The 25,078-nt window shown below is 59.8% G+C and carries 31 protein-coding genes; 26 read left to right on the top strand and 5 right to left on the bottom strand.

From position 1 onward, the window contains the following. The first annotated feature begins 10 nt into the window (after nt 1-10). Genes lfiH through lfiJ form a run of 3 tightly spaced genes read left to right on the top strand, consistent with a single transcriptional unit; the run spans nt 11 to nt 2,453 of the window. Nucleotides 11-703 (top strand): lateral flagellar assembly protein FliH, encoded by a 693-nt coding sequence (lfiH, locus tag EL255_RS19060; RefSeq protein ID WP_042653257.1) that lies wholly within the window; start codon nt 11-13, stop codon nt 701-703. Beyond that, complete coding sequence (gene lfiI, locus EL255_RS19055) at nt 696-2,027, top strand: lateral flagellar FliI-like assembly ATPase LfiI (RefSeq protein ID WP_042653256.1); 1,332 nt, start codon at nt 696-698, stop codon at nt 2,025-2,027. Before lfiH ends, lfiI begins: the two co-directional genes overlap by 8 nt. A 9-nt stretch (nt 2,028-2,036) precedes the next feature. Continuing rightward, entirely contained in the window at nt 2,037-2,453 is a 417-nt protein-coding gene (gene lfiJ, locus EL255_RS19050; protein ID WP_042653255.1) for a lateral flagellar protein LfiJ, read from the top strand. Nucleotides 2,454-2,457: 4 nt separating this feature from the next. Here lfiJ and lfgN read toward each other — a convergent pair whose 3' ends face one another. The 3 genes from lfgN to lfgA all read right to left on the bottom strand — a co-directional run bounded on the left by lfgN (nt 2,458) and on the right by lfgA (nt 3,975). After that, nucleotides 2,458-2,901: a lateral flagellar protein LfgN gene (gene lfgN, locus EL255_RS19045; RefSeq protein WP_042653254.1), complete on the bottom strand. Its 444-nt coding sequence runs from the start codon at nt 2,899-2,901 to the stop codon at nt 2,458-2,460. After that, nucleotides 2,898-3,173, bottom strand: coding sequence for a flagellar biosynthesis anti-sigma factor FlgM (flgM, locus tag EL255_RS19040; RefSeq protein WP_042653253.1), 276 nt, complete (start codon nt 3,171-3,173; stop codon nt 2,898-2,900). Before flgM ends, lfgN begins: the two co-directional genes overlap by 4 nt. A gap of 76 nt (nt 3,174-3,249) precedes the next feature. Further along, the gene (lfgA, locus tag EL255_RS19035; protein WP_269471663.1) at nt 3,250-3,975 is read right to left on the bottom strand and encodes a lateral flagellar basal body P-ring formation protein LfgA; all 726 of its coding nucleotides are present in this window, start codon (nt 3,973-3,975) and stop codon (nt 3,250-3,252) included. A 127-nt stretch (nt 3,976-4,102) separates the two neighbouring features. On the opposite strand from lfgA, the gene lfgB reads away from it, so the two are divergent. The 12 genes from lfgB (at nt 4,103) to EL255_RS18975 (ending at nt 13,887) form a co-directional block, all read left to right on the top strand. Then, nucleotides 4,103-4,492 carry a lateral flagellar basal body rod protein LfgB gene (gene lfgB / locus EL255_RS19030; RefSeq protein ID WP_042653251.1) on the top strand — a complete coding sequence of 130 codons (390 nt, stop codon included), beginning with the start codon at nt 4,103-4,105 and terminating at the stop codon, nt 4,490-4,492. 2 nt (nt 4,493-4,494) lie between these two features. Continuing rightward, the gene (flgCL, locus tag EL255_RS19025; protein WP_042653250.1) at nt 4,495-4,920 is read left to right on the top strand and encodes a lateral flagellar basal body rod protein FlgCL; all 426 of its coding nucleotides are present in this window, start codon (nt 4,495-4,497) and stop codon (nt 4,918-4,920) included. After that, complete coding sequence (locus tag EL255_RS19020; RefSeq protein ID WP_042653249.1) at nt 4,921-5,604, top strand: flagellar hook assembly protein FlgD; 684 nt, start codon at nt 4,921-4,923, stop codon at nt 5,602-5,604. Nucleotides 5,605-5,622: 18 nt separating this feature from the next. Then, nucleotides 5,623-6,816 (top strand): lateral flagellar hook protein FlgEL, encoded by a 1,194-nt coding sequence (gene flgEL, locus EL255_RS19015; protein ID WP_042653248.1) that lies wholly within the window; start codon nt 5,623-5,625, stop codon nt 6,814-6,816. A gap of 10 nt (nt 6,817-6,826) precedes the next feature. Then, complete coding sequence (gene lfgF / locus EL255_RS19010; RefSeq protein ID WP_042653247.1) at nt 6,827-7,561, top strand: lateral flagellar basal-body rod protein LfgF; 735 nt, start codon at nt 6,827-6,829, stop codon at nt 7,559-7,561. 90 nt (nt 7,562-7,651) lie between these two features. Continuing rightward, the gene (gene lfgG, locus EL255_RS19005) at nt 7,652-8,437 is read left to right on the top strand and encodes a lateral flagellar basal-body rod protein LfgG (RefSeq protein ID WP_042653246.1); all 786 of its coding nucleotides are present in this window, start codon (nt 7,652-7,654) and stop codon (nt 8,435-8,437) included. A gap of 17 nt (nt 8,438-8,454) precedes the next feature. Beyond that, nucleotides 8,455-9,114, top strand: a complete 660-nt coding sequence (flgH, locus tag EL255_RS19000; protein WP_242380647.1) for a flagellar basal body L-ring protein FlgH — start codon at nt 8,455-8,457, stop codon at nt 9,112-9,114. Nucleotides 9,115-9,122: 8 nt separating this feature from the next. Then, complete coding sequence (gene fgIL, locus EL255_RS18995; protein ID WP_042653245.1) at nt 9,123-10,229, top strand: lateral flagellar basal body P-ring FlgIL; 1,107 nt, start codon at nt 9,123-9,125, stop codon at nt 10,227-10,229. Between the two features lie 10 nt (nt 10,230-10,239). Then, nucleotides 10,240-10,638 carry a rod-binding protein gene (locus EL255_RS18990; protein ID WP_042653244.1) on the top strand — a complete coding sequence of 133 codons (399 nt, stop codon included), beginning with the start codon at nt 10,240-10,242 and terminating at the stop codon, nt 10,636-10,638. Continuing rightward, on the top strand, nt 10,638-11,957 hold the full coding sequence (lfgK, locus tag EL255_RS18985; protein ID WP_042653243.1) for a lateral flagellar hook-associated protein LfgK: 1,320 nt from the start codon (nt 10,638-10,640) through the stop codon (nt 11,955-11,957). The genes EL255_RS18990 and lfgK overlap by 1 nt, the downstream gene beginning before the upstream one ends. A 10-nt stretch (nt 11,958-11,967) precedes the next feature. Continuing rightward, entirely contained in the window at nt 11,968-12,867 is a 900-nt protein-coding gene (lfgL, locus tag EL255_RS18980) for a lateral flagellar hook-associated protein LfgL (RefSeq protein ID WP_042653242.1), read from the top strand. 18 nt (nt 12,868-12,885) lie between these two features. Next, a complete protein-coding gene (locus EL255_RS18975; protein ID WP_042653241.1) occupies nt 12,886-13,887 on the top strand; it encodes a hypothetical protein in 1,002 nt (333 codons plus the stop codon). Between the two features lie 55 nt (nt 13,888-13,942). On the opposite strand, the gene fliB is transcribed toward EL255_RS18975, so the two are convergent. Continuing rightward, nucleotides 13,943-15,112 carry a flagellin lysine-N-methylase gene (gene fliB / locus EL255_RS18970; RefSeq protein ID WP_197720910.1) on the bottom strand — a complete coding sequence of 390 codons (1,170 nt, stop codon included), beginning with the start codon at nt 15,110-15,112 and terminating at the stop codon, nt 13,943-13,945. A 207-nt stretch (nt 15,113-15,319) separates the two neighbouring features. Here fliB and lafA (EL255_RS18960) point away from each other — a divergent pair, with 207 nt between their 5' ends. The 11 genes from lafA (EL255_RS18960) (at nt 15,320) to EL255_RS18910 (ending at nt 24,103) form a co-directional block, all read left to right on the top strand. Then, a complete protein-coding gene (gene lafA / locus EL255_RS18960; RefSeq protein ID WP_042653240.1) occupies nt 15,320-16,183 on the top strand; it encodes a lateral flagellin LafA in 864 nt (287 codons plus the stop codon). 177 nt (nt 16,184-16,360) lie between these two features. After that, nucleotides 16,361-17,224, top strand: coding sequence for a lateral flagellin LafA (gene lafA / locus EL255_RS18955; RefSeq protein ID WP_042653239.1), 864 nt, complete (start codon nt 16,361-16,363; stop codon nt 17,222-17,224). 109 nt (nt 17,225-17,333) lie between these two features. Continuing rightward, entirely contained in the window at nt 17,334-18,617 is a 1,284-nt protein-coding gene (lafB, locus tag EL255_RS18950) for a lateral flagellar capping protein LafB (RefSeq protein ID WP_042653238.1), read from the top strand. A gap of 39 nt (nt 18,618-18,656) precedes the next feature. Next, nucleotides 18,657-19,049, top strand: a complete 393-nt coding sequence (gene lafC / locus EL255_RS18945) for a lateral flagellar export chaperone LafC (protein WP_042653237.1) — start codon at nt 18,657-18,659, stop codon at nt 19,047-19,049. Nucleotides 19,050-19,169: 120 nt separating this feature from the next. Beyond that, nucleotides 19,170-19,508, top strand: a complete 339-nt coding sequence (locus EL255_RS18940; protein ID WP_042653324.1) for a hypothetical protein — start codon at nt 19,170-19,172, stop codon at nt 19,506-19,508. Beyond that, on the top strand, nt 19,499-20,587 hold the full coding sequence (locus EL255_RS18935; RefSeq protein WP_042653236.1) for a flagellar hook-length control protein FliK: 1,089 nt from the start codon (nt 19,499-19,501) through the stop codon (nt 20,585-20,587). Before EL255_RS18940 ends, EL255_RS18935 begins: the two co-directional genes overlap by 10 nt. A 40-nt stretch (nt 20,588-20,627) precedes the next feature. After that, the gene (gene lafF, locus EL255_RS18930) at nt 20,628-21,086 is read left to right on the top strand and encodes a lateral flagellar basal body-associated protein LafF (protein ID WP_042653235.1); all 459 of its coding nucleotides are present in this window, start codon (nt 20,628-20,630) and stop codon (nt 21,084-21,086) included. A 5-nt stretch (nt 21,087-21,091) separates the two neighbouring features. Next, on the top strand, nt 21,092-21,805 hold the full coding sequence (gene lafS / locus EL255_RS18925; RefSeq protein WP_042653234.1) for a lateral flagellar system RNA polymerase sigma factor LafS: 714 nt from the start codon (nt 21,092-21,094) through the stop codon (nt 21,803-21,805). Nucleotides 21,806-21,853: 48 nt separating this feature from the next. Beyond that, nucleotides 21,854-22,711, top strand: a complete 858-nt coding sequence (lafT, locus tag EL255_RS18920) for a lateral flagellar motor stator protein LafT (protein WP_042653233.1) — start codon at nt 21,854-21,856, stop codon at nt 22,709-22,711. Continuing rightward, complete coding sequence (gene lafU / locus EL255_RS18915) at nt 22,711-23,658, top strand: lateral flagellar motor protein LafU (RefSeq protein WP_042653232.1); 948 nt, start codon at nt 22,711-22,713, stop codon at nt 23,656-23,658. The genes lafT and lafU overlap by 1 nt, the downstream gene beginning before the upstream one ends. Then, complete coding sequence (locus EL255_RS18910) at nt 23,645-24,103, top strand: hypothetical protein (protein ID WP_084228325.1); 459 nt, start codon at nt 23,645-23,647, stop codon at nt 24,101-24,103. Before lafU ends, EL255_RS18910 begins: the two co-directional genes overlap by 14 nt. Here EL255_RS18910 and EL255_RS18905 read toward each other — a convergent pair. Next, nucleotides 24,039-24,893: a lytic transglycosylase domain-containing protein gene (locus EL255_RS18905; protein ID WP_042653323.1), complete on the bottom strand. Its 855-nt coding sequence runs from the start codon at nt 24,891-24,893 to the stop codon at nt 24,039-24,041. The genes EL255_RS18910 and EL255_RS18905 overlap by 65 nt on opposite strands. Nucleotides 24,894-25,078: the final 185 nt, after the last annotated feature.

Raw genomic sequence — 25,078 nt, 5'->3', positions numbered from 1 at the left:
GGAGACAGGCATGAGTCAGCATGTGCGCAAACTGGCGGCAGGCGCCACCCGTCTCTACCGCTTCCCCACATTGGGGCAGAGTGGGGAAGAGGCCCAGAGTCAGCAGGAACAGTTCGAATATGGCTACCAGCAAGGACTGGAACAGGGGCAGGCCGAAGGTTACCAGGCTGGTTACCAGCAAGGGCTGACCAGCGGGTTGATCGAAGGGGAGACCAAGGGTCTGCAACAGGGTCAGGTGCGTGGCCTGGCACAGGGGCTGTCCGAGGGCAGGGCCTCATTCGATCAGGCCATGATCCCCTTCGCCAAGTTGCAACAGCAGTGGGAATCCCTGACCCGGGCCCGCATGCAGGAGCAGAAAGAGCTGATCGCCCAACTGGTCGCCCAGGTTGCCAAGCGGGTGATCCAGGCCGAATTTACCCTCAATCCGCAACAGGTGCTCAGTCAGGTCGAGCAAGCCCTGGCGGCCCTGCCAAACGAAGTGGAAGAGCTGGTCATCTACCTCAGTGCAGGGGATCGTCAGCGGTTGGCCGAGCAGGGGGTGACCCGCTGCGAGAAGTGGCCGCTACAGATAGATGCGACACTGGAGGTCGGGGACGCAAGGATCGAGACCCGCGCCGCAGTGATCGAGATCAACACGGCGGAGCGACTAGATCATTGTCTCGGCCAGCTCAACGCCAGTCTGGCATTGCCGCAGGATGCATGAGGAGCTGCAGCAGGCGCTGACCTCAGCCCTGGGAAATCTGGATGATATCCCCGGCTTTCGCCGTTATGGCCGTCTGGTGCGGGTCACCGGGCTGACCCTGGAGGTGGTGGGCTGTCAGCTGGTGATGGGGCAGCGCTGCCGGGTGGACTCGGCGACGGGTGAGTCGCTGCTGGCAGAAGTGGTCGGTTTCAACCGGGATGTCTCTTACCTGATGCCATTGCAGCCTATGAGCGGTCTCTATGCTGGTGCCCGGGTGCTGCCCATCGATGGGGAAGAGACGATCCTGGTTGGTGATCATCTGCTCGGGCGGGTGCTCGATGGTCTGTTGCAACCCCTGGATGGCCGCCCCCTGAAAGAAGCAGGGGAACGGGTTCCCCTGTTTGCCTCTCCCCCCAATCCGCTGCTGCGCACTCCCGTGCGCGAGCCACTGGATGTCGGTATTCGCGCCATCAATGGTTTGCTGACGGTTGGCAAGGGCCAGCGGCTGGGGCTGTTTGCCGGTTCAGGTGTGGGCAAGAGTATGTTGCTCGGGATGATGACCCGCAACACGACAGCCCAGATCGTGGTGGTGGGGCTCATCGGTGAGCGAGGCCGGGAGGTGCGGGAGTTCATCGAACACAGCCTGGGAGCGGAAGGCCTGGCGCGCGCTGTGGTGATCGCCGCCCCGGCCGACCAATCCCCCCTGATGCGACTGCGGGCGGCCCAGCTGTGTCACCGCATCGCCGAACATTTCCGTGAACAGGGGCAGGACGTGCTGCTGTTGATGGATTCCCTGACTCGCTATGCCCAGGCCCAGCGCGAGATCGCGCTGGCGATCGGGGAGCCTCCCGCCACCCGGGGCTATCCGCCTTCGGTCTTCAGCATGTTGACTCAACTGGTCGAGCGCGCGGGCAACGGCACTCATCCCGATGGCAGCCTGAGTGCCTTCTATACCGTGTTGGCAGAGGGAGATGATCAGCAGGATCCGGTTGTGGATGCGGCCAGAGCCATTCTGGATGGCCACATAGTGCTGACTCGCCGACTGGCGGAAGAGGGCCACTATCCGGCCATCGACATCGGGGCCTCGGTGAGTCGGGTGATGCCGCAGGTGGTGTCGTCCGAGTGGCAGGCCATGGCGGTGAACTTGCGCCAGCTCTGGGGCCGTTATCAGCAGGTGCGTGAACTGTTGCCACTGGGAGGCTATCAGCCGGGAGCCGATCCCCAGATGGATGAGGCGGTGCAGCGCTATCCCGCCATCGCCGCCTTCCTGCAGCAGGGCATCTATGAGGAAACCCCCTTCGTGCAGGTGATGAACGGCCTCAAGCAAGTGCTTGGCAGAGTCTAAGGAAGCCACATGCTGAAATCCTACCTCGGGCTGCAACAGGGTGCGCTGGACGTCATGGGCAAGGAGCGACAGCGCCTGCGCGAGGTTGCGATACGCGAGGAGCGACGGGCCAGGAAGCTGCAAGAGGTGATCGAGACCCTGCAACCGGGGTCGGCCAGCTTTCACCCCTTGCTGTGGCAGAACAAACAGCAGATGCAGGGGCAACTGAGCCAACTGCTTGCACACCAGTTGCAGCAGGCCACCCTGGCCAGTCTGGATCTGGCGCGCCATGAGGGGCAGTTGCTCAAACAGTTTGGTCGGGTCAAGGGGTTGGAGCTGTTGCTGGACAAGCGGGAACTGGCGGCCCGTCGGCAACGGGAACTAGGGGATCAGCGTCAGCTGGACGAGCTGTCCAGTCTGCGTCATCGCGCCTTGCAAGGGCGCTGAGCATTCAATCGGGAAAGCGCTCCTGCTGGCCATAGGATGACTCCTGGCCCAACAGGGTATTGATCGTCTCTATCTGTCCTGCCAGCAAACGACCATTGAGCTCGTTCTGGCGTCGACATTGTTGCAGCAGCAACTCGAGTCGCTGCCATTGCTCGCCGACGCTCTGTTGCAACGGACTGGGCAGCTTGGTGATGAGTGTCGCCATTCCCTTCTCATCGGGTTTGAGTCCCAGCGCCAGCAGGTGCTGGCAGCGTTGCTGGGCCTGTTGCTGGATGTCGGCCAGCAGCTTGGTCTGTTGCCGATTGTGCTCGGTCAGCCCGTCGACATCATGGCTGGCCAGCAGACCGTGCTGGTTTCGCAACAACTGCTGCAGATCGGTGTAGCGACCACAGTCTTGCTGGATGCCGACGATCAGCTGCTTGACCCTCAGCTTGGGGGTCATGCTCATCGGCGGTGCATATCCAGGATGGCCTGGCTCAGGGCATCCATGTCGAGCTCGAGCTTGCCCTCGCCGATGGCCTGCCGGATCTGGTTCACCTTCTCCATATCCACGTCCGAAGTGGAGACCAGCTGGCTCCTAGCCTGATTGATGGTTTGTGCCGTGGTGCTGATCCGGGCATCGCCATGGCTCGTCCTTGGTTGTGACTGAGCAGGCGCGGCATCCTGCTTGCGTTGCGGCTGGGTCTGGACATAGAGCGGATCGGTACGGGTGATTTTCATAACGTCATTTCCTGATGGTCTATCTGTGACAGGCGACCCAAGAGCGCCCCAACTTAAATCAAACTCGATTCCTGGCTCAAAAATGGGTCTCGACCTCTCCCTTCTCGATGATCCAGGTCTGGATCTCCTTGCCGGACTGGCTGTTGCGCACCCTGATCCCGTCACCTATGGCGCCACTCTCCAGTGCCTTGCCACGAGTGGTGGCGGAGAAGCCCTCCTGACCGGCCCGGATCAGCACCCCTTCCCCTTCCTGCACCGCCCAGGCTTTCTGCAGATCCAGCTCGCCGATCAGCTGGCCCATTCTGAGGTGGCGATGGCTCTTGCTGCCCACCAGTGATTCGCTGGTGGGGATGAAACCCCGCTGCAGCCGGCTGACATCCAGTGCCTTCTCGACCAGGTCTCCGGCCTGGATGGCGCTCCCTTTCCGGATCTCCTGGGCCGTGACCCAGACCGGTAACATCAGTGTGACCTCGACCCTGGCTCTCAACTGCCAGGCTGGCTCTGTGCATTCCACCAGATAGGGGCGCCGTCCCCAGGGCTGACGATACTGCCCACCAGCCTGCAATCGCACCGCCTGCTGGCAGGCGGGGAGGTGTGCGACGGCAGGGGAGAGCCAGATCTGGTACTCGGCCTGCGGGCTGGGCCAACCCTGCTGTTGCAGATAGTCGTTGAGCGCCGCCGTCGCGTCCTCTTTCAACCCCGCCTCCAGCTGTTGCGACAGGGAGAGGGGGGCGGCCCGCAGCGGGAGTGCCAGCATGAGCATGCCCAACAGGCTGGCCCACTTCCATACGGGAAACAACACTTCCCCTTTTGTCAGGCTTATCAGCCACTGTCGGCGCCGTAGCCAGCGAAAATAACGGGTTTTCATGGTTGGCATGAGTCTTGATAAAGGATGCACCGGTCTGACTGGTTTATAAGAAGGATGAAGCATGAGTATCTCATTTGACAGCGCTCTTGGCGTGCACCCCTATGCTCTCGATGTGCGGGCGGATCGGGCACGTATTCTGGCAGGGAACTTGGCCAATGTGGATACCCCAGGATACCTGGCTCGGGATGTGGATTATAAGACGATCCTCGGCCGTGTCGCCCAGCAAGTTGCAGCGGGTGATGAGGGCCATGCCATCAGCCAGGGGGCCATGAGCACCGACATGCAGCATCCCCTCTATCGCATTCCCTACCAGGTCTCCATGGATGGCAACACGGCCGAGCTCAGTGTGGAGCAGAGCAAGTTTGCCAACAATGCCACCGACTTTCAGACCAGCCTCACCTTCTTGAATATGAAAATCACCGGGATCGCCAAGGCGATCGAGGGCCGTTAATCATGTCGTTCAATCGAATCTATGACATCGCCGGCAGTGCCATGCGGGCGCAAACCGTCCGCCTCGACACAGTGGCATCCAACCTGGCGAACGTCGACAGCGCCGCAGGCAGCGAAAATACCGCCTTCCGTGCCATCAAACCGGTGTTCTCCACCCTCTATCAGCGGGTACAGGATGCAGATGGGCTTGGTGCCGCTCAGGTGCAGATCGCGGGGATAGTTCAGTCGGATCGCCAGGTCGAGAAGCGTCTCGAGCCCAATAACCCGCTGGCCGACGGGGATGGGTTTGTCTACTACTCCAACGTCAATGCGGTGGAGGAGATGGCGGACATGATGAGCGCCTCCCGCGGTTTCGAGACCTCGGTCGAGGTGATCAATCGCATCAACAGCATGCAGCAAGGGTTGCTGCGTCTGGGTCAGGGGGCATAAATGAGCCTGCCTCAAGTCAATAGCCTGGATACCGCCCGCAGCGCCAGCCAGCGCAGCGCGACCCCGGAAATCGCCGCCAACGGTCCCTCTGAAGGGCAGGGTGTCCAGCTACGCAACGAATTTCTGCAGATGATGGTGGCCCAGATCCAGAACCAGGATCCGACCAATCCGCTCGACGGTGCCCAGTACGTCACTCAGCTGGCCCAGTTCAGCATGGTGGAAGGGGTGGAGGGCCTCAAGGTGCTGCAGCAAAAGTCCATCAACATGATGGATACCCAGCAGGTACTGCAAAGCACGGCGCTGATCGACAAGGAGGTAATGGTGCCGAGTCAGACCCTGAGCCAGAAGGATGAACAATCCATCCGTGGGCAGGTGGAGCTGACCGGTGCGGCCGATCTGGTTGAGCTGAAGGTTTACGACAAGCACGGCACCCTGGTTGCGACCAAGAGCTGGGGTGAGAGCAAGCCTGGCGGGCTGGATTATGAGCTGCCCCCCCTGCCAGCTGGGGAGTACAGCTTCGAGGTGAAGGCTTCCCTCGCCGGGGTTGCCACGACCACCAAGAATTACGTGGCCAGCAAGGTCGAGCGGGTCAGCCTGCCTGGCACGGGTGAAATCATGTTGCAGGTAGCCGGAGTTGGGGACGTGCCGCTGTTCAGCGCAGTCCAGTTTGGTAAATCGGCGTAATCAGATAGGAGCGAAACTGTGTCTTTTAGTATCGGATTGAGTGGCCTGCGCGCCGTAAACCAGGAATTGAGTGTCATCAGTAACAACGTGGCCAACGCCAGTACCGCCGGCTTCAAGTCCAGTCGTGCCGAGTTTGCCGCCATCTACGGTGGTGGTCAGGCCGGGGGGGTCGAGATGAGCAACGTCTCTCAGAACTTCGATCGTAACGGCGACGTGATGCGGACGGGGCGGGGGTTGGATCTGGCCATCTCCGGCAATGGCTTCTTCGTACAGAAAGACAGCAATGGCCAGGTTTCCTACACCCGGGCGGGTATGTTCCAGCGGGATGCCAACAACTATCTGACCACGGCCAACGGGACTCGCCTGCAGGGCTACACCACCAACGAGGCGGGTGAACTGCAGTCGGGTGTGGTGGGAGATGTGCAGGTCAAGGCGGGCAGCCTGCCCGCCAAGCCGTCCGACAGCTTGGAGTTCGTGGCCAACCTCAAGGCGGATGCCAGCGTCATCGATCAGACTGTGCACCCGTTCGACCCCACCAAATCCGAAAGTTTCAGCTACTCCCAGTCCAGCAAGGTCTATGACTCCCTCGGCGTTGAGCACACCGTCACCCAGTACTTTGTGAAGACGGGCGACAACGCCTGGCAGGTCAACTACGCCTTCAACGGTACCCAAACCGGTTCCCCGGTGACCATGGAGTTCAACACCAACGGCACCCTGAAGATCCCGACCACGGCGCCGGTGCTGAATCTGGCCCCCGCCGGTGCAGAGCCCATCGCTCTCAAGGCGGATCTGGCCAGAGTCAGCCAGTATGCCTCCGACTTCAACGCCACCCGCAACCAGTCCAACGGCTATGCCGCCGGGGATCTGACCGGGGTCAGGGTGGATGCCGATGGCGGTGTCTACGCCACCTTCACCAACGGCCAGAGTCTGCTGCAGGGTCAGGTGGTGATGGCGAGCTTCACCAATCCCAACGGTCTGCTGCAGGCCAATAACACCACCTGGCAGCAGTCGTTCAGCTCCGGTCAGCCGGTGCTGGGGGCCCCCGGCACCGGGACGCTGGGTACCCTGACGGCCGGCGCCTATGAGGGATCCAACGTCGATCTGACGGGGGAGTTGGTCAGCCTGATGACCTCTCAGCGCAACTACCAGGCCAACGCCAAGACCATCAGTTCGGCCGACAAGATGACTCAGGTTCTCTTCAACTCCTTCTAAGGCGTGATGCGTGGAAAAGCTTATCTATACCGCCATGTCGGGGGCGCAACATACCCTGATGGCCCAGCAAATCCGGGCCAACAACCTGGCCAACGTCAATACCGCCGGCTTTCGGGCCGATTTTGAGCGGGCCTCCGCCTATGCCTTGACCGGTGATGGTTATCCGAGCCGGGTCATGGCCCGCGAGGAGTTGGCGGGCACCGACTTCAAACCCGGTGCCCTGATGCAGACGGGCCGCAAGCTGGATGTGGCGGTGCGTGGCGAGGGCTTTCTCACGGTGCAGACGGCCGATGGCAAGGAGGCTTACACCCGTGCCGGCAACCTGGAGGTGGATGGCGAGGGACTGTTGACCCTCAATGGTCGTCCGGTGCTGGGTGACGGTGGGGAAATGGTGCTGCCAGCCTATCGTGACCTGAGTTTTGGTAAGGATGGTTCCCTCAGCATCACTCCGCCGGGGGGCGGGGCCCGCCTGGATGTGGGTCGGCTCAAGCTGGTCAATCCAGACCCGGCCGATCTGGTGAAGGGGCTGGATGGTCTATTCCGTCAGCGTCAGGGAGGGGATGCCGAGATCAGCGAGCAGGTGGTGCTGGCGTCCGGCTTCCTCGAAGGCGCGAATGTGAACGCGGTTGACGAGCTGATCAGCAGCATGTCGCTGACCCGTAACTTCGAACTGCAGGTCAAGTTGATGAAGACCGCGGACGATCAGGCTAGGCAAGGGGCCAGGCTGATCTCCGGTCAGGGCTGACAGAGTTGAACGCGGTGGGCCTGGCCGGACCGTGAGCAAGAGTTGATGGGGCGCCTCGGCGCGCTCGAATGAATAGGTGGAGAAACTAAGATGCACGCAGCACTGTGGGTGAGTAAAACGGGTCTGTCGGCACAAGATGCCAAGATGGCCAGCATTTCCAACAACCTGGCCAACGTCAACACGGTCGGCTTCAAGCGTGATCGGGTGGCATTCGAGGATCTGTTCTATCAGGTCCAGCGTCAGCCGGGGGCCCAGCAGGATCAACAGAACCTGTCGCCCATCGGCATCCAGATGGGGAACGGCGTACGGGTCGTCGGCACCCAGAAGGTGTTTACCCCGGGGCAGTTCCAGAACACCAACCAGGAGCTGGACATGGCCGTCGTCGGGGCCGGTTTCTTTGGGGTCGAGCGCCCGGATGGCGAGACGGCCTACACCCGCAATGGTCAGTGGCACCGCAGCGCGGAAGGTCTGCTGGTCAATTCCGATGGCCTGCCCATGCTGCCGCAGATCCAGATCCCGGACAACGCGACCAAGGTGGCCATCGGCACGGATGGGACAGTGAGTGCCACCCTGCCAGGCCAGCAAGAGAACGTGGAGCTGGGGCGCATTACCCTGACCAACTTCTCGAACCCGTCCGGGCTGGAAGCCTTGGGGGGTAACCTCTATCGTGCAACCGGCGCGTCCGGTGAGGCCATCGAAGGTGTCCCAGGGGAAGAGGCCATGGGCGCCATCAAGCAGTTCACCCTGGAGAGTTCCAACGTCAACGTGGTGGAGGAGATGGTGGACATGATCACCACCCAGCGCGCCTATGAGATGAATGCCAAGGTGGTCTCCTCCGCCGATCAGATGCTCAAGTTCGTGACCCAGGCGCTGTGATGGTGATGAAGAGATCGATGTGGTGTTGGTTCGGATTGTTCCTGCTGCTGGGGGGATGCTCCACCTATGAGCTGCAGGCCCCTGAGCCCGGAGATGAAAAATGGGCTCCCTCCCGTTCCAAGATGACGAAGACAGGCATGGGAGAGGATGGCAGTCTCTATCGTGGTGACTACATGATGACGCTGTTTCAGGATCGCCGTGCCTATCGCATCGGCGATATCCTGACCGTGATGCTGGAGGAGCGGACTCAATCCAGCAAGAAAGCCAACACCAGCACGAACAAGAGCAGCAGCATCAATGTGCCCGCCCCCTCCATTGGTGGTGTGTCCAGGCCCGATTGGGGTCTCTCGGCAAATGCCGATCGGGACTTTGACGGCGGAGCCACCTCCAGCCAGCAAAACACCCTGGCGGGGGCCATTACCGTTACCGTGGCGGAAGTGATGCCAAACGGGGTGCTGGGGATCCGGGGGGAGAAATGGATACGCCTCAATCAGGGGGATGAATACATTCGCCTGGGGGGCATGGTGCGGGTCGAGGACATCAGTCAGAGCAACCGCATCTCTTCCCAGCGCATCGCCGATGCCCGCATCACCTATGCGGGTCGCGGTGCCCTTGCCGACAGCAACCAGATGGGCTGGTTGTCGCGTTTCTTCAGCTCCGCGTTTGCCCCCCTGTGAGGATCCACATGAACAGATGGTGTATCGCCTTGCTCTGCCTCTCCCTGTCGGGTGTGGCGGGGGCTGCCGCCCCTGCCAAGCGAGCCCTGCTGGACATCGCCGACGTGCAGGGGATGAGAACCAACCAGCTGGTAGGTTACGGCCTGGTGGTCGGACTCTCCGGCACCGGGGATCGCAGCCAGGTCAAGTTCACCGGTCAGTCCATGACCAACATGCTCAAGCAGTTCGGCGTGCAACTGCCGGATGACATCGATCCCAAACTCAAGAACGTCGCCGCCGTGTCGGTGCAGGCGACCCTGCCGGCCTTGGCCGGCAAGGGGCAACTGGTGGATGTGACCGTGACCTCCATCGGCGATGCCAAGAGCCTGAGAGGGGGGTCGCTGCTGTTGACCCCCATGCGCGGCATCGACGGTGAGGTTTACGCCGTTGCCCAAGGCAATCTGGTGGTGGCCGGGGTCAAGGCGGAGGGGCAGTCAGGCTCGTCCGTCACCATCAATGTGCCAACGGCGGGCATCATCCCCAACGGTGCCATCATCGAGCGGGAGGCGGTCAGCAATTTTGCGGACAAACCCGAGGTCACCTTGAATCTGCATCAGCCAAATTTCAAGACGGCACGCAACGTTGAACGGGAGATCAACCGCCAGTTGGGGCCAGTTGCCAAGGCGGTCAGCGCCGGGCGCATTCAGATTGCGGCCCCCCGTGACGAGAGTCAGCGGATCTCCTTCATGGCCTTGCTGCAGGATATTCAGGTGGACATGGGCAAGGAGCGGCCCAGGGTCGTCTTCAACAGCCGCACCGGCACCGTCGTGATGGGGCAAGGGGTCAAGGTGCGCAAGGCCGCGGTCAGCCACGGCAGCCTGACGGTGACCATAGGCGAGAGTAAGACGGTCAGTCAGCCCAATGCCTTCTCCAACGGCCGAACTACCACGACCCCGAATTCGCAGGTCCAGGTTGACCGGGAGCGTAACAACATGTTCGTCTGGCCGGAGGGAACCTCGCTGGAGGTGATCGTCAAGGCAGTGAATTCGCTGGGGGCGACCCCGGATGATGTCATGGCCATACTGCAAGCCCTCGATGAGGCGGGAGCCCTCGAAGGAGAGCTGGTTGTCATCTAAGGATATCCATATGACCAAGATAACGTCAGAGCCTGGTTTCTATCAGGATCTCAATGAACTGCAGCAGATAAAGAGCAACCCGGATCAGCGCGCGGCCCTGGAGGCGGCGGCTGGCCAGTTCGAGGTGAGTTTCCTGCAAACCGTTCTCAAGCATATGCGCTCGGCCTCCGATGCCATGCAGGATGAAGATGACAAGCTCATCAAGGGAGAAGCGCTCTACCGCGACATGTACGACAGCCAGCTGGCGATGAGTCTGGTGAAGCGGGGCGGCATGGGACTGAAAGAACAGATGGTCAATCAGCTTGCCCCGACATTAAAGAATGCCGAGCCAGTGGTCGCTTCAGAACAGCAGACCCTGGCTGCCTTCAGTCAGCCTCTGAATTCGGCAAAAATGAGGAAGATTGACTGATGTCGCTGCTCAATATCGGTTTTAGCGGACTCAACGCGGCTCAGATCGCGCTCAATGTCACCGCCCAGAATATCGCCAACGTCAATACCGTCGGCTACAGCCGCCAGGAGGCCATGATGGGCAGCCTGTCCGGTTTTGGTCGACTGGATAACGGCATGGGGGTGGAGGTGACCGGTGTTCGCCGGATCACCGATGATTACCTGGTGTCCCAACACTGGCGTAGCCGCTCCTCGACCGGTTCATCCTATGCGTTTCATCAGTACATCAACACCACCGAGCAACTGCTTGGCAGTGAATCGATGAATATCGCCAAGGGGCTGGACAGCTTCTTTGCCTCCCTTAATGCCGCCCTCGACAGTCCGGAGACGCCGGCGCAGCGCAGCCAGATCGTCAGCTCTGCCGGGGCGCTTGCCAATCGCTTCGGCCAGCTGAACGAGAGCCTGCTGACCCAGGAGAAGCAGATCGATGATCAACTGGGCAGCACCATCTCCCAGGTCAACAGCTACCTGAAACAGGTGGCCGAGCTGAATACCCAGATCGGCGAGCAGGCCTCCAAGGGGGTCAATACCTCGGTGCTGGAAGACAGCCGTGAGCAGATAGTGCGCGAGCTGTCGACCTTCATGGAGGTCAGGGTCAATCGGCAGAGTGACGGCTCCTTCTCCCTGAGCCTGCCTCAGGGTCAACCGCTGGTGCTGGCGGGCAGCAGCAGTACCCTCTCCCTGGCTGGTGACACCCTGAGCCTCCACTTTGGTCCGCAATCCTTCGAGGTTCCCAAGTTACAAGGGGGGACCCTGGCCGGGGTGTTGGAGTATCGCACGACTGTGTTGCGGCCCTTGCGTACCGAGTTGAATCAGATAGCGAAGAAGCTGGCGGATGATTTCAATGCCAAGCAGGGGGGCGGGGTCGATCTGAACGGCGATCCGGGTAAACCCCTGTTCAGTTACGATCCCCTCAACCCCTCGGGCACCCTGCAGGTAGCGGATGGCTTTACCGGCGATCACCTGGCCTTCGCCAAGGCGGGGGGTGGCAACGGCGATAACCGCAACTTGCAGGAGCTGCTGACCATCAAGGACAGCCAGTATGACGCCTACAGCGCCCTGCTCGGCCGCATGGCGGTGCAGAGCGGTCAGGCCAAGGCTACCATGGAGGCCGATGCCAATATGGAGAAGCAGCTGGCCACCAAGCTGAGCGGCGTCAGCGGGGTCAACACCGATGAAGAGGGGGTCAAGATCATGGCCTACACCAAGGCCTACCAGGCCAACGCCAAGGTGATCAGTACCTCGGATCAGCTTTTCAATTCCATCCTGAACATGTTCTGACGGAGCGACCATGCGTATCAGTACCAACCAGATCCAGCTCAGCATGCTCGATAACCTGCAACATGGCTTCGGTGAATACGCCCGACTCGATCGTCAGATCTCGAGCAACAAGCGAATCCTGCAACCCTCCGACGATCCCGTCGGCAGCGTGCAGCTGCTCGGCCTGAAGAAAGAGCAGACGGCGATGGAGCAGTACCAGAAGAACATCGCCAACGCCAAGAGCCAGCTGTCACAAGGGGAGATCCAGCTCGAGACCATGACAAACATGCTGAGTCGTCTGCGCGAATTGACCCAGACGGCGGCCAACGGCTCCCTCTCGGAGGATGACCGTCGCGCCGTTGCCAGCGAAACGGCCATCATCAAGGATGGGCTGCTGGATCTGGCCAATGCCCGCAACGAGAGCGGCTCCAGCCTGTTTGGTGGTAGCCAGGTGGACAAGACTCCCATCGTCAAGGGACCCGGCGGTGACTATTCCTATCAGGGGGATGCGCTGGTGCGTGAAGTCGGCATCGCCAGAGGGGTGACGGTGGAGCTCAATCATACCGCCGACAAGCTGTTCATCCAGAACGGGGATTTCTTCAAGCAACTGGACGAGATGGTTACCGCCTTCGAGAGCGGTGCACCGGATGCTGCGGATCAGGCAAGGGTCATGCTGGATCGCAGCCAGACGCTGCAGGATGACATCAGCCAGATGGTCAGCTCCATCGGGGCGCGCATCAATCTGCTGGATCAGGTCGACGAAGGTCATGCCGAGAAGAGCACGTATAGCAAGGAAGTGAGCAATCAGATAGAGTCCCTCGATTATGCGGGCGCCGTGACCCAGCAGGCTCATGTACTGATGGCCCTGCAGGTGCAGCAACAGGCCTTCGCCAAGGTGAACGGTCTGAGCCTGTTCAATTACATGCCCTAAGTCTGTCAAGGAGCCAGGATGCAGATTCAACAAACCCGTCTGGGCGGTGTGGCCGAAACATCGGCCCAGCCCAAGCTGCGTGGACGTTCGACTGCTCCGGCCACCTCACCGCAAGCCAGCCGCAGCGAACGTCAGCCCAATGTCATCCGATTGGACCGCTGGGCGCTGATCGGCACGGCCCAGCAGCGCATCGCCCATGCCCAGGGAGGCGAGCAGGCCCTGAGCCAAGTCTGGGGTGAGTTGAAACGGCTGGAGCAGCAGCTCGGCCAAAATCGGACGGCGAGCGGGGAGCAGGTCTCCCGCCTCAAGCTGCTGGAAGATAAGCTGACCCAGCCGAAGGCGCCGCTGACGGCGGAGCTCAAACCTCGTTTACTGACATCGGCCATGGACAGCCGGATGCACTACAGCGCGGACAGGCTCGATCTGTTGAGCCCCAAGTCGAGCGCCGAACGGCTGGTCTTCTCATTCCCACAGACCAGCAGTGCCGTCGAGGTGGTGCTGCCCGCCGGTGCCAGCGAGTCGGAAACCGCCTCTCGTCTGGATCGGGCATTGCGCAAGGAACATATTCAGGCACGGCTGAACGAGCTGGGCAAACTGGAGCTGAGTGTGCCTGAGCAGCACAGGCGCAAGCTGGATGAACCCGTGCTGCTGAGCGGGGAGGGTATTCGCATCCCCGCAGGCAACCCGGTCCCGGTGCAGTTCAAGCCCAAGGCCGGGCAGTTGACTCAACTCGGCGAGGGGCTCGACAAGGGGGAACTCAAGCAGGAGCAGCAGCGTTTGAAGCGTTTGCTCGGCGAGATCGAACAGTCGGTGCGGGATCTGAAACAGTTTCGCCAGAAGATGATCAAGCAGCTCGACCGAGTCAAGGCGCGCAGCCAGAACCTGCAGCAGGAAGAGCTGGAGCAGTTGCAAGGCAAGCTCAGCCTGCAACTCAAGGAGGGTGGCTTCATGGGCACCATGTCCGGCCTGCTGGCCCAGGCCAATGTGTCACGCCAGAACGTGGTTGCGCTGTTGGTGTAGGGCCGAAATGAAAGTTTGAGAATAAAACCGCCATGCAGATTGCTGGCGGTTTTTTTCAGGGTTTCAGCAAGGCATAGAGGGTGAGGTCCGACGCAAAACCAGATTCACTCAGCCCTTGCTCCACCGTCTTGAGAAAGCCTGCATTATGCTGGCGTATGGTGTGGTAGCTATAGAAGAGGTTGATGACGTCCTGCTCTTCCAGCTCCTTGTCCATGGCCAGCAGGCACAGATAGTTGCGCAGTAGGAAGTAATCTATCACCAGCAACTGATAGGCCTGGAACTGGGTGTTCTGCAACAGCGGGAAGTTGTGGTGATAGACGTAATAGAGCAGGTAGTTGTTCAGTATCTGGGGTCGGGCTGCCAAGAAGGGCGCGACCTTGTTGTGCCAGGTTTGCTGCAATAGCACGAGTTTGCCCTCATCATATATCCCCTCCAGCAGCTGATTGATCTTGTCGAGGCAGTGTTGCATGGTCTGGCGTCCCCGCTTTCCCCCTCCCTGTGAATAAGCCAACAATTGGTGCGTGATGGTTCTTAGTCCCCACCACTGTAACTTGGGCAAGATAGGCAGTTGATCGAACATGGTGAGGAGCTCTCCCCGTTCGGCCAGCATAGCCACCTGATCCAGGAAGGATTCGTGTGACAGCTGAGTCGGATCCCGGTGGATCAGCATGCCGATGAGCCACAGGCGGATCTCGGTGGGGACATCCGTGGCCGCCAACACATGGATACTCAGGCTGTGCAGGGTTGCCATGGTTGTGGAGGGGGGAGAGACAAACGGCAGGCGCTGATCCAGCTGGGTCACTTCGGTTTGCATCGCCATGGGATCGAGCAGCAACTGCCGGCACACCTCGGGGCAAGAGAGCATCAGGGATTGTTTGATCTGGTTGCCGATACGAGCCTGGGATCTGGGGTATGTCTTGCAGGTATGGCTCAGCGCCTGTGGCCCGGCCTTGCTGTGGATCTGGCACAGGCGGTTCTCATCGAGGAAGGGACAGGCGCCCTGCTCATCCAGTGTGATCTCCCCCCAGCGCTCATTGCTCATCTTTACCTTGCGGATATGCAGCTTGCTCAGGGATTTCACCGTGGGATCGGCGTGTTGCTCGTAGTTACGGAAGGTCTTCTTGTCGATGCTGATGGTCCAGCTATGACAGCAGTTATCTTCACAGCGATCCCCTACACATTGGAAATGTTTAACGAAATGAGGTGTACAAAGAGAGGCAGCCATGGCGCGGTCCGGTGATGGAAGATGGCTAGTGCAAAGCAATAAACATGCCGGATGAACTGGCACTGCGGTATCGGACTGACTGAGGAGAGGCGAGAGGAAAAGATAAAAATATGCGAATGGAAGCCTACATTTCTGCGAGAAAGGGGTCGCCTATATCAGATGTCAACCTAACAGGCTGCACGGCAGCGTCATATCGAGGAATACATCATGGGCTTGTCCATCCATACCAACTTCGCTTCTCTGACCACCCAGAGCCAGCTGAACTCCACCAACAAGATGCTGGGCACCGCGATGCAGCGTCTGGGTACCGGTCTGCGCATCAACTCCGCTGCCGATGACGCCGCTGGCCTGCAGATGGCCACCCGTCTGCAATCCCAGTCCAGCGGCCAGAAAGTGGGCATGCGCAACGCCCAGGATGCCGTCTCCATGATGCAGACTGCCGAAGGGGCCATGGACGAGATGAGCAACATCGTCCAGCGCATGAAGGATCTGGCCACCCAGTCTGCGAACGGCACCAGTACCGCCGAAGACCGCACTGCCATGAACGCCGAGTTCACCGAGCTGCGCGCCGAGTTGGACAACATCACCAACAACACCACCTTCGGTGGACAGAGCCTGCTCAAGACTGGCGGTGGCTTCCAGGGGGACGTGACCTTCCAGATCGGTGGTACTGCCGCCGAGAAGCTGGAGCTGAAAAGCACCGGCACACTGGCAAAGGCATTGGCAGAAGTGGTCGGCACCGGCAAGGGTACCGATGGCGCTGCGGTGAAGGTCGGCATCGGCGATCAGGCCAAGGCCACTGCCTCCATGGCCGAGCTGGATACCTTCTCCCAGAAGATCGGTGAATCCCGCTCTGCCTTCGGTGCCAACATCAACCGTCTGGAGCACACCGTCAACAACCTCTCCAACATGAAAGAGAACACCGACCTGGCGAACGGCCGCATCATGGATGCCGACTTTGCCCAGGAGAGCACCAACATGACCAAGAACCAGATGTTGATGCAGGCTGGCATGTCCGTGTTGTCCAACTCCAACCAGATGACTGGCATGGTCACTTCCCTGCTGCGTTAACCCCAGTGGCACTCATCCCGGGATGAGTGCCATCTTCCTCCTGCCCATTTCCTCCAGATTCCGCTTTCCGCTTCCTCATCATATTTTTCGTTCTCCATTCAAGTCTTGGCCGACTCCCGTCGCTTCTCATTTCTATAGGGTTACCTGCTGCATTGCAGCCTTCTTGAGGAGTAGATCATGGGTTTGTCCATTCACACTAATTTCGCCTCGCTGACCACTCAGAGCCAGCTGAATTCCACCAACAAGATGCTGGGTACTGCTATGCAGCGTCTGGGTACCGGTTTGCGCATCAACTCTGCTGCCGATGATGCCGCCGGTCTGCAGATGGCCACCCGTTTGCAATCCCAGTCCAGCGGCCAGAAGGTCGGCATGCGCAACGCTCAGGATGCCATCTCCATGATGCAGACCGGTGAGGGTGCGATGGACGAGATGAGCAACATCGTCCAGCGCATGAAGGATCTGGCCACCCAGTCTGCGAACGGCACCAGTACTGCTGACGATCGCAAGGCGATGAACGCTGAGTTCGGCGAGCTGCGTGCCGAGCTGGACAACATCACCAACAACACCACCTTCGGTGGACAGACCTTGCTGGCCAAGGATAAGGGTTTCCAGAAGGCAGTGACCTTCCAGATCGGTGGCACCGGTGCTGAGAAGCTCGAGCTCAAGGATGATGGCACCCTGGCAACCGCACTCAAGGGTGTCGTTGCCGATGATAAAGGTACCAAGGGCACTGCGGTTGCCGCCGGTATCGATGATCAGACCAAGGCGACTGCAGCCATGACAGAACTGGACACCTTCTCCAAGGGGATCGGTGAGGCACGATCCGCCTTTGGTGCCAACATCAACCGTCTGGAGCATACCGTCAACAACCTCTCCAACATGAAAGAGAACACCGATCTGGCGAACGGTCGCATCATGGATGCCGACTTCGCTCAGGAGAGCACCAACATGACCAAGAACCAGATGCTGATGCAGGCTGGCATGTCTGTGCTGTCCAACTCCAACCAGATGACCGGCATGGTGACTTCCCTGCTGCGTTAATGGATTTCAGGCTGCCCGCATGGGCAGCCTGTGGTTCCGCGTGTTTATTGGAAAGAAGCGGGGCTCTTTTCAACGGGCATGCCACCGATAAGTTGATAAGGATGTGATGATGCAAGTAGATCCGGCCAGCATGGCGATGCAACTGGTAGCCATTGAGCGCCAGAACATGGACAAGCTGTTGAAGAAACAGCTGGACAGTGTCAAGGGACAGCAGAGTGCCATCAGCACGCTCAACACCAAGCTGTCGAGCTTCCAGACCATGCTCAAGGATTTGAACAAGGCCACCAACCTGCAGGCCCAGAAGGCCACCATGTCCCAGGACGGGCTCATGACGGTGACGAGCAACGGCAAGGCTAGCTCGGGCCAGTACAACTTCTTCGTGGAGCAGCTCGCTCAGTCCCATCAGGTCGGCCTGAAGCTGGATAGCGATACCACCCCCTTGCCGGCGGATGGCGTCTTCTCCCTGACTGTCAAGGGCAAGACCATCGACATCGATCTGGCGACCCTGCCGGCTGGAGCAACCGCCAAGGACCTGGTCTCCCAGATCAACAATGCCAAGGATAACCCGGGCGTGAAGGCGACTCTGGTGCGCACCAACGGCAAGATCAGCATGGTGCTGACTAGCAAGGAGAGCGGGGTGGAGAACGCCATCACCCTCAACTACAGCGGAGATGCCACTAATGCGCTGGGGGCTGCCGTGGCTGGCAAGACCGATATCACACAGGCGCAGGACGCCAAGCTGCGGATGGGGGGGGATAACCCGCTGACCATCACCTCTGCCAGCAACAAGATTGAAAACGTGGTGGATGGGCTGACCTTCCAGCTGACCAAGGCACAAAAAGCCGGGGATGCGCCGTTGCTGGTGACAGTGGATCAGGACAAGGAGGCCGTCACCGGCTCCCTCAAGAAGTTCGTCGACAGCTACAACGAGCTGGTGGATGAGCTGGCCAAGATGACCTCCAGCGATCCCAAGGCACCAGGGGCACTCTCCTCCGACAGCGGTGTGCGCAGCCTCAAGAGCATGCTGTCTCGCAGCGTGCGGGACTTGCCCAATGATCTCAGCCTCAGCAGCCTCGGGATCAAGACCGACAAGACGGGCAAGCTCTCCTTCAATGAGACCGACTTCAACAAGGCGCTGGAGAAGGATCCCGAACTGCTTGGCAAGGCGCTGATGGGGGACGATGGCCTGCTCAAGCGGATGGGCGATTCGCTCGATCCTTATACCAAACGAGATGGTGCGCTGAAGGGGCGCAAGAGTGGTCTTGAAGCCAGCGAGAAGCGGGTGAACGAACGTATGGAGGCACTGGATCGCCGTATGGATTCCGCGTATAAGCGCTACCTCAATCAATTCACCACCATGAACCAGATGATGCAAACCATGGGGGCTTTGTGAGTCGGTGATCGCGTTTCATCCTGAATAAGTGAGTCTCTGATGTTTGAACACCAAGATGGTTATGATGCCTATCAGTTTGCTGCCACCCAGGCCAAGGCGGCGAGCGCCGATCCGCACCAGTTGGTGCTGATGTTGATGGATGGCTTGCTCGATGAGATTGCGCGGGCCGAAGGCCACATCCTGGCCAAGCAATATGAGCGCAAGGGTCAGTCCATCAACAAATGCCTGCAGATCCTGGGGGGGCTCGACAGCGCCCTCGACATGGACAAAGGGGGTGAGCTCGCGACCAATCTGCACCGCTTGTACGACTATTGCGGGCAGCGGCTGTTCGAGATCAGCGTCGGCAACGATGTCACGGGCTTTGCTGAGGTGCGTCGCATTCTGCTGGAGCTGAAAGAAGGCTGGGAAGCGATGGCGCGCCATCCTCGCTAAAGCGGAAGCCGGCTTTCCTCATCTGCAGTGGGGTGATGGTAAAGTACTGAAATTCAACAGATACATATCTGGCCTACTCCTTGCTTATTGGCAGGGTCGTCTTATTTTGAGGCCATCATCATGTCCATGACCGAGGCTGTGCAACCCAGCACGGAACACGAGACTCGCCAGCGCCAGCTATTGGGATTGGGGCGTCTGATCCTACAGCAGGCCCGTGCCGGGCAGTGGGATGCAGTGCGCCTGGCGGATCATCGTCTGGCCCAGTTCATCGGCCATGTGCGCTTGCAGCCGGCATTATGGCAATCCCTGGCTTCGACCCGGAATCAGGTCCGAGTCTGGCATCGGGAAGCCTTTGAGCTTTGCCAGCAAGAAACCACCCTGCGCAAACAAGAATGGCAATCGCTCTCTTACAAAAGAGAAGGGTTGCAAGCCTATGATGAGGCACAAGAATGGGCCTGATCCAGTTCGTCGCGGCCGACCCGGTGCCAACCCTTGAACCAACAGGTTTCACCCGTCTCACCCGTCTCACCCGTCAGCCTGAAGGGCAGGAGGGACTCTATCAGCCTCTGGAGTTTCAGCAGGAGGTCCTGGTTACCCCCCCTCTGGATGAAGTGTCTGCCGAGGAGTCTGATACCGATGCAACCGAGCCTCCTTCAACGGATGTGACCGAGCAACTGCAGGCCTTTACCCATATGCAGCCCGTATTCGTGCGTCATGAAGAGGCATCACGGCTGTTGGTCGCACGCCAGACACAGGATCCGATTTCCCCTCTCGGTGTCGGTATTGGGGGGGCTCATGATGAGCGCTCTTCCGTATCAGCGGTATTGCGTGCCCTGTCTAGCTATGAGCGTCGGGAGACTGAACGGACTCCGGTCGTGGAACCCGCCTTGGCGCAGAAAGACAAACCAGCGCCACTCACGGGCGAGTTCGCCCGGTTCTTGAGCCAGCCAGTCGGCCAGGGTGACAAGCTGCCGCTGCCCGACAAGCTGCTGACCAGCTTGCAGCCCCTGCTTGGAGGGGATGGCTCGTCTGAACGGGAACCCCTGATATCCGACCTGAAAGGGGTGGCGGGACAGTTGGTGCCAATGTCGTTGACCAAGACGGCAGAGTATCAGTGGGCGCCAGCCCGTCTGGCCGACAGTCCAGCCCAGTGGGGTCAGCAACTGGTCGAGGTGTTGAAGGACAAGGTGGAGCTGCAGGTCAACCAAGGCATCAAACAGGCTCATATCCGCCTGGACCCTCCTGAGCTGGGCCGTCTCGAACTGACGGTCAGGGTTGAAGGAGATCGGCTCAACGTGCAGCTCAACGTGACCAACCCGGCGGTACGTGAGGCCCTGATCCAGTCGATGGAGAGACTACGCATGAGTTTGGCTCCCCACCATGCCGGCGGTGTCGAGGTGAATGTCGGCCAGGGGGGAGAGCAGGAGCGAGGGGACCGCTGGCAGCAGGACAAGATCCTGGCGGGCCGGCGGCAATGGCAGGAAGAACAAGACTCATCCAGCGGCTCTGGTCAGGATTGGCTCAATGCCCTGGTGTGACATTTTCAAAGTCCGGCAATAGCGAGAGTGATGTCAAATTATGCGGCGTGTCATGAAGTGGATGATGATGGTGGTAATGGCGCTGTGCCTGCTGGCGGTGCTGGCCTATGGTGCCTATCTCAAGCGAGATACGGTCGCCGTCTGGCTGGGTCTGGCGGAGGCGAAGCCTGAGTTGAGCAAGACTCCGCTGTTCAAGCCCATGGAGCGCTTCGTCATCAGCCTTGAGGGAGACAGCGAGCCCCACTACCTGGTGCTGGAGCTGGCGCTGGTAACCCATAACCCCAAGCAGCTGGAGACGCTCAATGAGCTGACGCCGCTGATCCGCAATGCGATGGTGCAGTATTTCAGCCATCGTTCCCACGATGCCGTGAAGAGGGAGCTGCAAAACATCTCCGCCCTGCAGGCCTCTCTGCTCGTCAAGTTGGTGGCCACGCTGCAGGGATATGGCTACAAACCCTATCTGGATGAAGTGCTGGTCACCAAGGTGCTGGTGCAGTAACGGGAATGATGGACTCTGACTGGGACACTCCCTGCGAGCTGGCGACCTCGCCGCCCCGCACCGGTGAGCATGCGATCCTGACTCGCTATCTGCCGCTGGTGAAGCGGGCGGCCAGCCACCTGCGCAGTCAGGTCTGCGCCTGCTTCGATCAAGAGGACATGGAGCAGGTCGGCATGATGGGGCTGCTGGAAGCCTGGCGCCGCTACGGCAGCGAGCCGGATGCCCAGTTCGAGAGCTATGCCTTCAAGCGGATCCGTGGCGCCATGCTGGACGAGTTGCGCCGTCTGGACTGGCGTCCCCGTCAGCTGCGTCAGCAGGTGCATGGTCATAATCAGGTACAGCGGGAGCTGTATAACCGATTGGGGCGTAACCCGACCGAGCAGGAACTGGCGCTGGCGCTGGATTGCTCGATTGAGGAGGTTCGCCAGCTGGCCTACGCCAGCCAAGCCGAGGCCCTGCAGAGTCTGGAGGAGTGGCTGGAAAATGGCGGCAGGGCTCCGGCCAGTGAATCTGACGATGTGGACCTGGCCATGACTCTTAGCAAGGTGCTCGGCTCGCTGGACAAACGGGAGCAACTGCTGCTCTCCCTCTACTACCAGCAGGAACTGAACATGAAGGAGATCGCGCTGGTGCTCGGTCTGACCGAGTCGCGGGTGTGTCAGCTGCACAAGCAGTGCGTCCTTCAGCTCAAGCAGCGTTTGGTCGACTCCATATATTAATGCCTCTTCCCATGGGGAGGGGGCTTCTTGAATTCTGCGGGAGCATCCATGCAAAAACAGATTGGTCTTGGTGTCATTTTCATTTGTGTGCTGGGCGGCTTCATGATGGCCGGAGGGCGCCCCATCGCCCTGTGGCAGCCCGCCGAGCTCATCATCATCATAGGCGCTGCCGCCGGTTCCATGTTCCTCGGCAACTCCAAGGAGGTGATGCATGAAATGTGGCGTCAGGTGAAGCTTTGTTTCAAATCCAACAAGGATGAGAAGGAGATCTACCGCGAGTTGCTGACCCTGATGCATCAACTACTGGAAGAGACCCGTAACAAGGGGATGAAGGCGCTGGATGAACATGTCGAGAACCCGCAGCAGAGCTCGGTCTTCCTGATGTACCCCCAGGTGTCGGAGGATCCGCAATTACTGGGTTTCATCATCGACAACCTGCGCTTGCTGGGCATGGGCAAGATCACACCCCACGAGCTGGATACCATTCTGGAGCAGGAGATCATGGCCATCGAGGAGGACATGCTCAAGCCGTCTCATGCCCTGCACAAGACAGGAGAGGCCTGCCCTGGCTTCGGTATTCTCGCGGCCGTGATGGGGATCATCATCACCATGCAACAGCTCGATGGCCCGCTTAGCAACATCGGGGTGCATGTGGCCGCCGCCTTGGTGGGAACCTTCATCGGCATCTTCCTCTGCTACTGCCTGTTGGAGCCTATCAGCAATGCCATGGAAGAGATGGTCAAGCGCCGCATCGGCATGCTGATGTGCATCAAGTCGATCCTGATTGCCCAGTTGCGCGGCAAGACGCCGTTGCTCTCCGTCGATTCGGGCCGCAAGATGCTGGAGCCCGACGTGAAACCCAGCTTCCTTGAGTTGGAAGACTGGGTGACGAACAGGGCCATGTAATGCGTAATCACGAGCAGATCATCATCAAGCGCCAGCAGCGGCGCAGCAGTGGCCCCAAGAGCGGCGGGGCATGGAAGGTTGCCTTTGCCGACTTCACCCTGGCGATGATGGCCTTCTTCATGGTGCTCTGGATCCTGGCCGTTTCCAGCCAGGAAGAGCGCGAAGTGGTCGCCAGCCGCCTGCGTGACTACAGCATCATGGACAGTGAGGCGAACCCCTTCGACATCAGAAATAGTCCCTATCCGGTGGATCTCGGTGGCAATCCATCCGTGCTGGAAGAGCTGAGCCCCCAATTTGTGGCCGAGGGGCAGCGCATGCCTAGGCATATGGAACGCAACCGCAGCATCTTCACCGATGGCGCCAATGGTGGCTATGAGAGCCTGTTGGCGGGCAAGATAGAGGGAGAGGCACAGATGAAGCAGCTGGCCAGTTTCATCGCGTCCATGGCGGATCAGATGCAGGCGAAGAACAACCTTGAGCTGCAACTGGTGCCACAGGGACTCAGGATCCTGATCCGCGATGATGATGAGCGTGAGATGTACAGCCGTGGCAGCACCCGCATCAGCCCCTATTTCCGCCACCTGCTGATGGCATTGGCACCCATATTCCAGCGCATCGAGAATCGGGTCATGATCTCCGGTCACACCGACAGCTCGCCCTTTGCAGGCGATAACTACAGTAACTGGGAGCTGTCTTCCGACCGCGCCATGATGGCAAGACGGGTGCTCCTGGCAGGCGGCATGCCGCCCGAGCGGGTGGGCCAGGTGGTCGCCATGTCGGACACCATGCTGGAAAATACCTCCGATCCCAGGGGCAGCCAGAATCGCCGCATCGAGTTGCTGGTGATGACGAGCCAGGCAGAGAAGAATCTGGAACAGCTATTCAGCGCCCAAACCCAAGCCGCCACCCAGCAAGCCAAGGATGCCACTGCCCATGGGAACCCCTGACCTCTATCTGCCGGAATCAACCCCATTCAATGACCCCAGGCGCAAGCTACCTCGCTGGTATCTGCATGATGGTGCTACCCCGCTGGAATCCCAGAGTTGCGGCATCGCAGCCCGGCTCATGGTGTCGGGTCTGCTGTTTGACAAGCGTATCGGCCGGGTGGTGATCAAGGACATTGGGCCGGGCGGGGTGGGCTTTCTGGCCCCCGCCCGCTTTGCATTGCCCGATACCGTCAGTCTGTCATTGTCACCTCGGATCGTGCTGGAATGCCAGATCACCCATCGGCGGGCGATAGGCCAATACCTCAGCTTCTATGGTGCTCGCTGGGGTGACCCGGGGTCTGTCGATCTCGCCCCCATACTCAGCCACTGGCGTCACAGTTTCATGGCGCCAGCAGAGGGCGGGTCTGTTCCAATCCCAGTGGATCCGGCAACGGTGCGAGGCTGAGACCTCCCCGGCTCATGTTCAACCCTCTGGCTGGTTGTAGCAGCAGGGGATCATGCAGACTCTCCAGCGACACGGCACGCACCAGCAGGGGACGTTCACTCTCGCGTACTGCCGGGGGTGTTTTGCCGCGACCATAGACGATTGGGCAGTTGCTCACCCCCTGGGCATCGGGCAACTGCCAGGCTGGGTTCCAACGGCTAGCCTCATTCATGGACACCCCTTTGGCCATCGCCCAGCTCCGCAGGGAGCAGCTTCCAGGCTGCTGCCATACCTGTATGCTGTCCCCTTCTTGCCACGACGGCAGAGCAAAATTGTAGTGTGCAGCCCGCTCCAGCAACTGAGACAAGGCGAGGAAACGTGCCACGTAGAGGCGCGTCTCAGTAGGCAGCGACAGTTCCCACAGGTTGCGCGTTCCAGCACTGAGTACGGCCTTTAATACCCGCCCTTCCCCCGCGTTATAGGCCGCAAGTGCCAGCAGCCAGTCTTGGCCAAAGAACTGATATAACCAACCGAGATAGGACAGCGCAGCTTCCGTTGCCAGGGGCAATGAATAGCGACCATCGAAGCTAGTTGTCATAGGGACGGAGAAACGGGCAGCGGTATCCGGCATCAGTTGCCAGGGGCCGGCGGCTCCCGCAGAGGAGACCACATCAAGACGATAACTGCTCTCTATCAGGGGGAGTAATGCCAGTATGGAAGGCATTTTACGTTCGCGAACCTGCTGCTCCACCCAACGGATCATGGGTTGGGATTGGGCAATCCGCCCCTGCAGGTGCACTCGTTGTTGCAGCAGGAATTGCGTCTGCTGGGTGACCAGTTCGGCTCCTTTTCCTGCTATAGGGGTAGGAAAGCCCGCCTGCCAATGATAAGTATCATAGGAGTAACAATAAGTACTGGTCAGCAGCGGCAGGCTGGCAAGGAAACGGAATAATAGTCTCATCAGGGGGGTAATGACCTGGCAGGAAGGCGATAAAA

Source organism: Aeromonas encheleia, assembly GCF_900637545.1.
GTDB lineage: Bacteria > Pseudomonadota > Gammaproteobacteria > Enterobacterales > Aeromonadaceae > Aeromonas > Aeromonas encheleia.
The sequence above is the reverse complement of the archived record's forward strand: the minus strand, read 5'-3'. Positions and strand labels throughout refer to the sequence as shown.

What these genes read in the sequence shown, in the direction of transcription:
- lafS (WP_042653234.1), top strand. Translation starts at nt 21,092, where the DNA reads ATGATGGACTCTGACTGGGACACTCCCTGCGAGCTGGCGACCTCGCCG.
- lafC (WP_042653237.1), top strand. Translation starts at nt 18,657, where the DNA reads ATGTTTGAACACCAAGATGGTTATGATGCCTATCAGTTTGCTGCCACC.
- lafF (WP_042653235.1), top strand. Translation starts at nt 20,628, where the DNA reads ATGCGGCGTGTCATGAAGTGGATGATGATGGTGGTAATGGCGCTGTGC.
- fgIL (WP_042653245.1), top strand. Translation starts at nt 9,123, where the DNA reads ATGAACAGATGGTGTATCGCCTTGCTCTGCCTCTCCCTGTCGGGTGTG.
- flgM (WP_042653253.1), bottom strand. Translation starts at nt 3,173, where the DNA reads ATGAAAATCACCCGTACCGATCCGCTCTATGTCCAGACCCAGCCGCAA.
- lafU (WP_042653232.1), top strand. Translation starts at nt 22,711, where the DNA reads ATGCGTAATCACGAGCAGATCATCATCAAGCGCCAGCAGCGGCGCAGC.
- fliB (WP_197720910.1), bottom strand. Translation starts at nt 15,112, where the DNA reads ATGGCTGCCTCTCTTTGTACACCTCATTTCGTTAAACATTTCCAATGT.
- flgCL (WP_042653250.1), top strand. Translation starts at nt 4,495, where the DNA reads ATGTCGTTCAATCGAATCTATGACATCGCCGGCAGTGCCATGCGGGCG.
- lfiJ (WP_042653255.1), top strand. Translation starts at nt 2,037, where the DNA reads ATGCTGAAATCCTACCTCGGGCTGCAACAGGGTGCGCTGGACGTCATG.
- EL255_RS19020 (WP_042653249.1), top strand. Translation starts at nt 4,921, where the DNA reads ATGAGCCTGCCTCAAGTCAATAGCCTGGATACCGCCCGCAGCGCCAGC.
- lafA (WP_042653240.1), top strand. Translation starts at nt 15,320, where the DNA reads ATGGGCTTGTCCATCCATACCAACTTCGCTTCTCTGACCACCCAGAGC.
- lafA (WP_042653239.1), top strand. Translation starts at nt 16,361, where the DNA reads ATGGGTTTGTCCATTCACACTAATTTCGCCTCGCTGACCACTCAGAGC.
- lafB (WP_042653238.1), top strand. Translation starts at nt 17,334, where the DNA reads ATGCAAGTAGATCCGGCCAGCATGGCGATGCAACTGGTAGCCATTGAG.
- EL255_RS18935 (WP_042653236.1), top strand. Translation starts at nt 19,499, where the DNA reads ATGGGCCTGATCCAGTTCGTCGCGGCCGACCCGGTGCCAACCCTTGAA.
- EL255_RS18940 (WP_042653324.1), top strand. Translation starts at nt 19,170, where the DNA reads ATGTCCATGACCGAGGCTGTGCAACCCAGCACGGAACACGAGACTCGC.
- lfiI (WP_042653256.1), top strand. Translation starts at nt 696, where the DNA reads ATGCATGAGGAGCTGCAGCAGGCGCTGACCTCAGCCCTGGGAAATCTG.
- flgH (WP_242380647.1), top strand. Translation starts at nt 8,455, where the DNA reads ATGTGGTGTTGGTTCGGATTGTTCCTGCTGCTGGGGGGATGCTCCACC.
- lfgL (WP_042653242.1), top strand. Translation starts at nt 11,968, where the DNA reads ATGCGTATCAGTACCAACCAGATCCAGCTCAGCATGCTCGATAACCTG.
- lfgG (WP_042653246.1), top strand. Translation starts at nt 7,652, where the DNA reads ATGCACGCAGCACTGTGGGTGAGTAAAACGGGTCTGTCGGCACAAGAT.
- lfgB (WP_042653251.1), top strand. Translation starts at nt 4,103, where the DNA reads ATGAGTATCTCATTTGACAGCGCTCTTGGCGTGCACCCCTATGCTCTC.
- EL255_RS18910 (WP_084228325.1), top strand. Translation starts at nt 23,645, where the DNA reads ATGGGAACCCCTGACCTCTATCTGCCGGAATCAACCCCATTCAATGAC.
- lafT (WP_042653233.1), top strand. Translation starts at nt 21,854, where the DNA reads ATGCAAAAACAGATTGGTCTTGGTGTCATTTTCATTTGTGTGCTGGGC.
- lfgK (WP_042653243.1), top strand. Translation starts at nt 10,638, where the DNA reads ATGTCGCTGCTCAATATCGGTTTTAGCGGACTCAACGCGGCTCAGATC.
- EL255_RS18975 (WP_042653241.1), top strand. Translation starts at nt 12,886, where the DNA reads ATGCAGATTCAACAAACCCGTCTGGGCGGTGTGGCCGAAACATCGGCC.
- EL255_RS18990 (WP_042653244.1), top strand. Translation starts at nt 10,240, where the DNA reads ATGACCAAGATAACGTCAGAGCCTGGTTTCTATCAGGATCTCAATGAA.
- lfgN (WP_042653254.1), bottom strand. Translation starts at nt 2,901, where the DNA reads ATGAGCATGACCCCCAAGCTGAGGGTCAAGCAGCTGATCGTCGGCATC.
- lfiH (WP_042653257.1), top strand. Translation starts at nt 11, where the DNA reads ATGAGTCAGCATGTGCGCAAACTGGCGGCAGGCGCCACCCGTCTCTAC.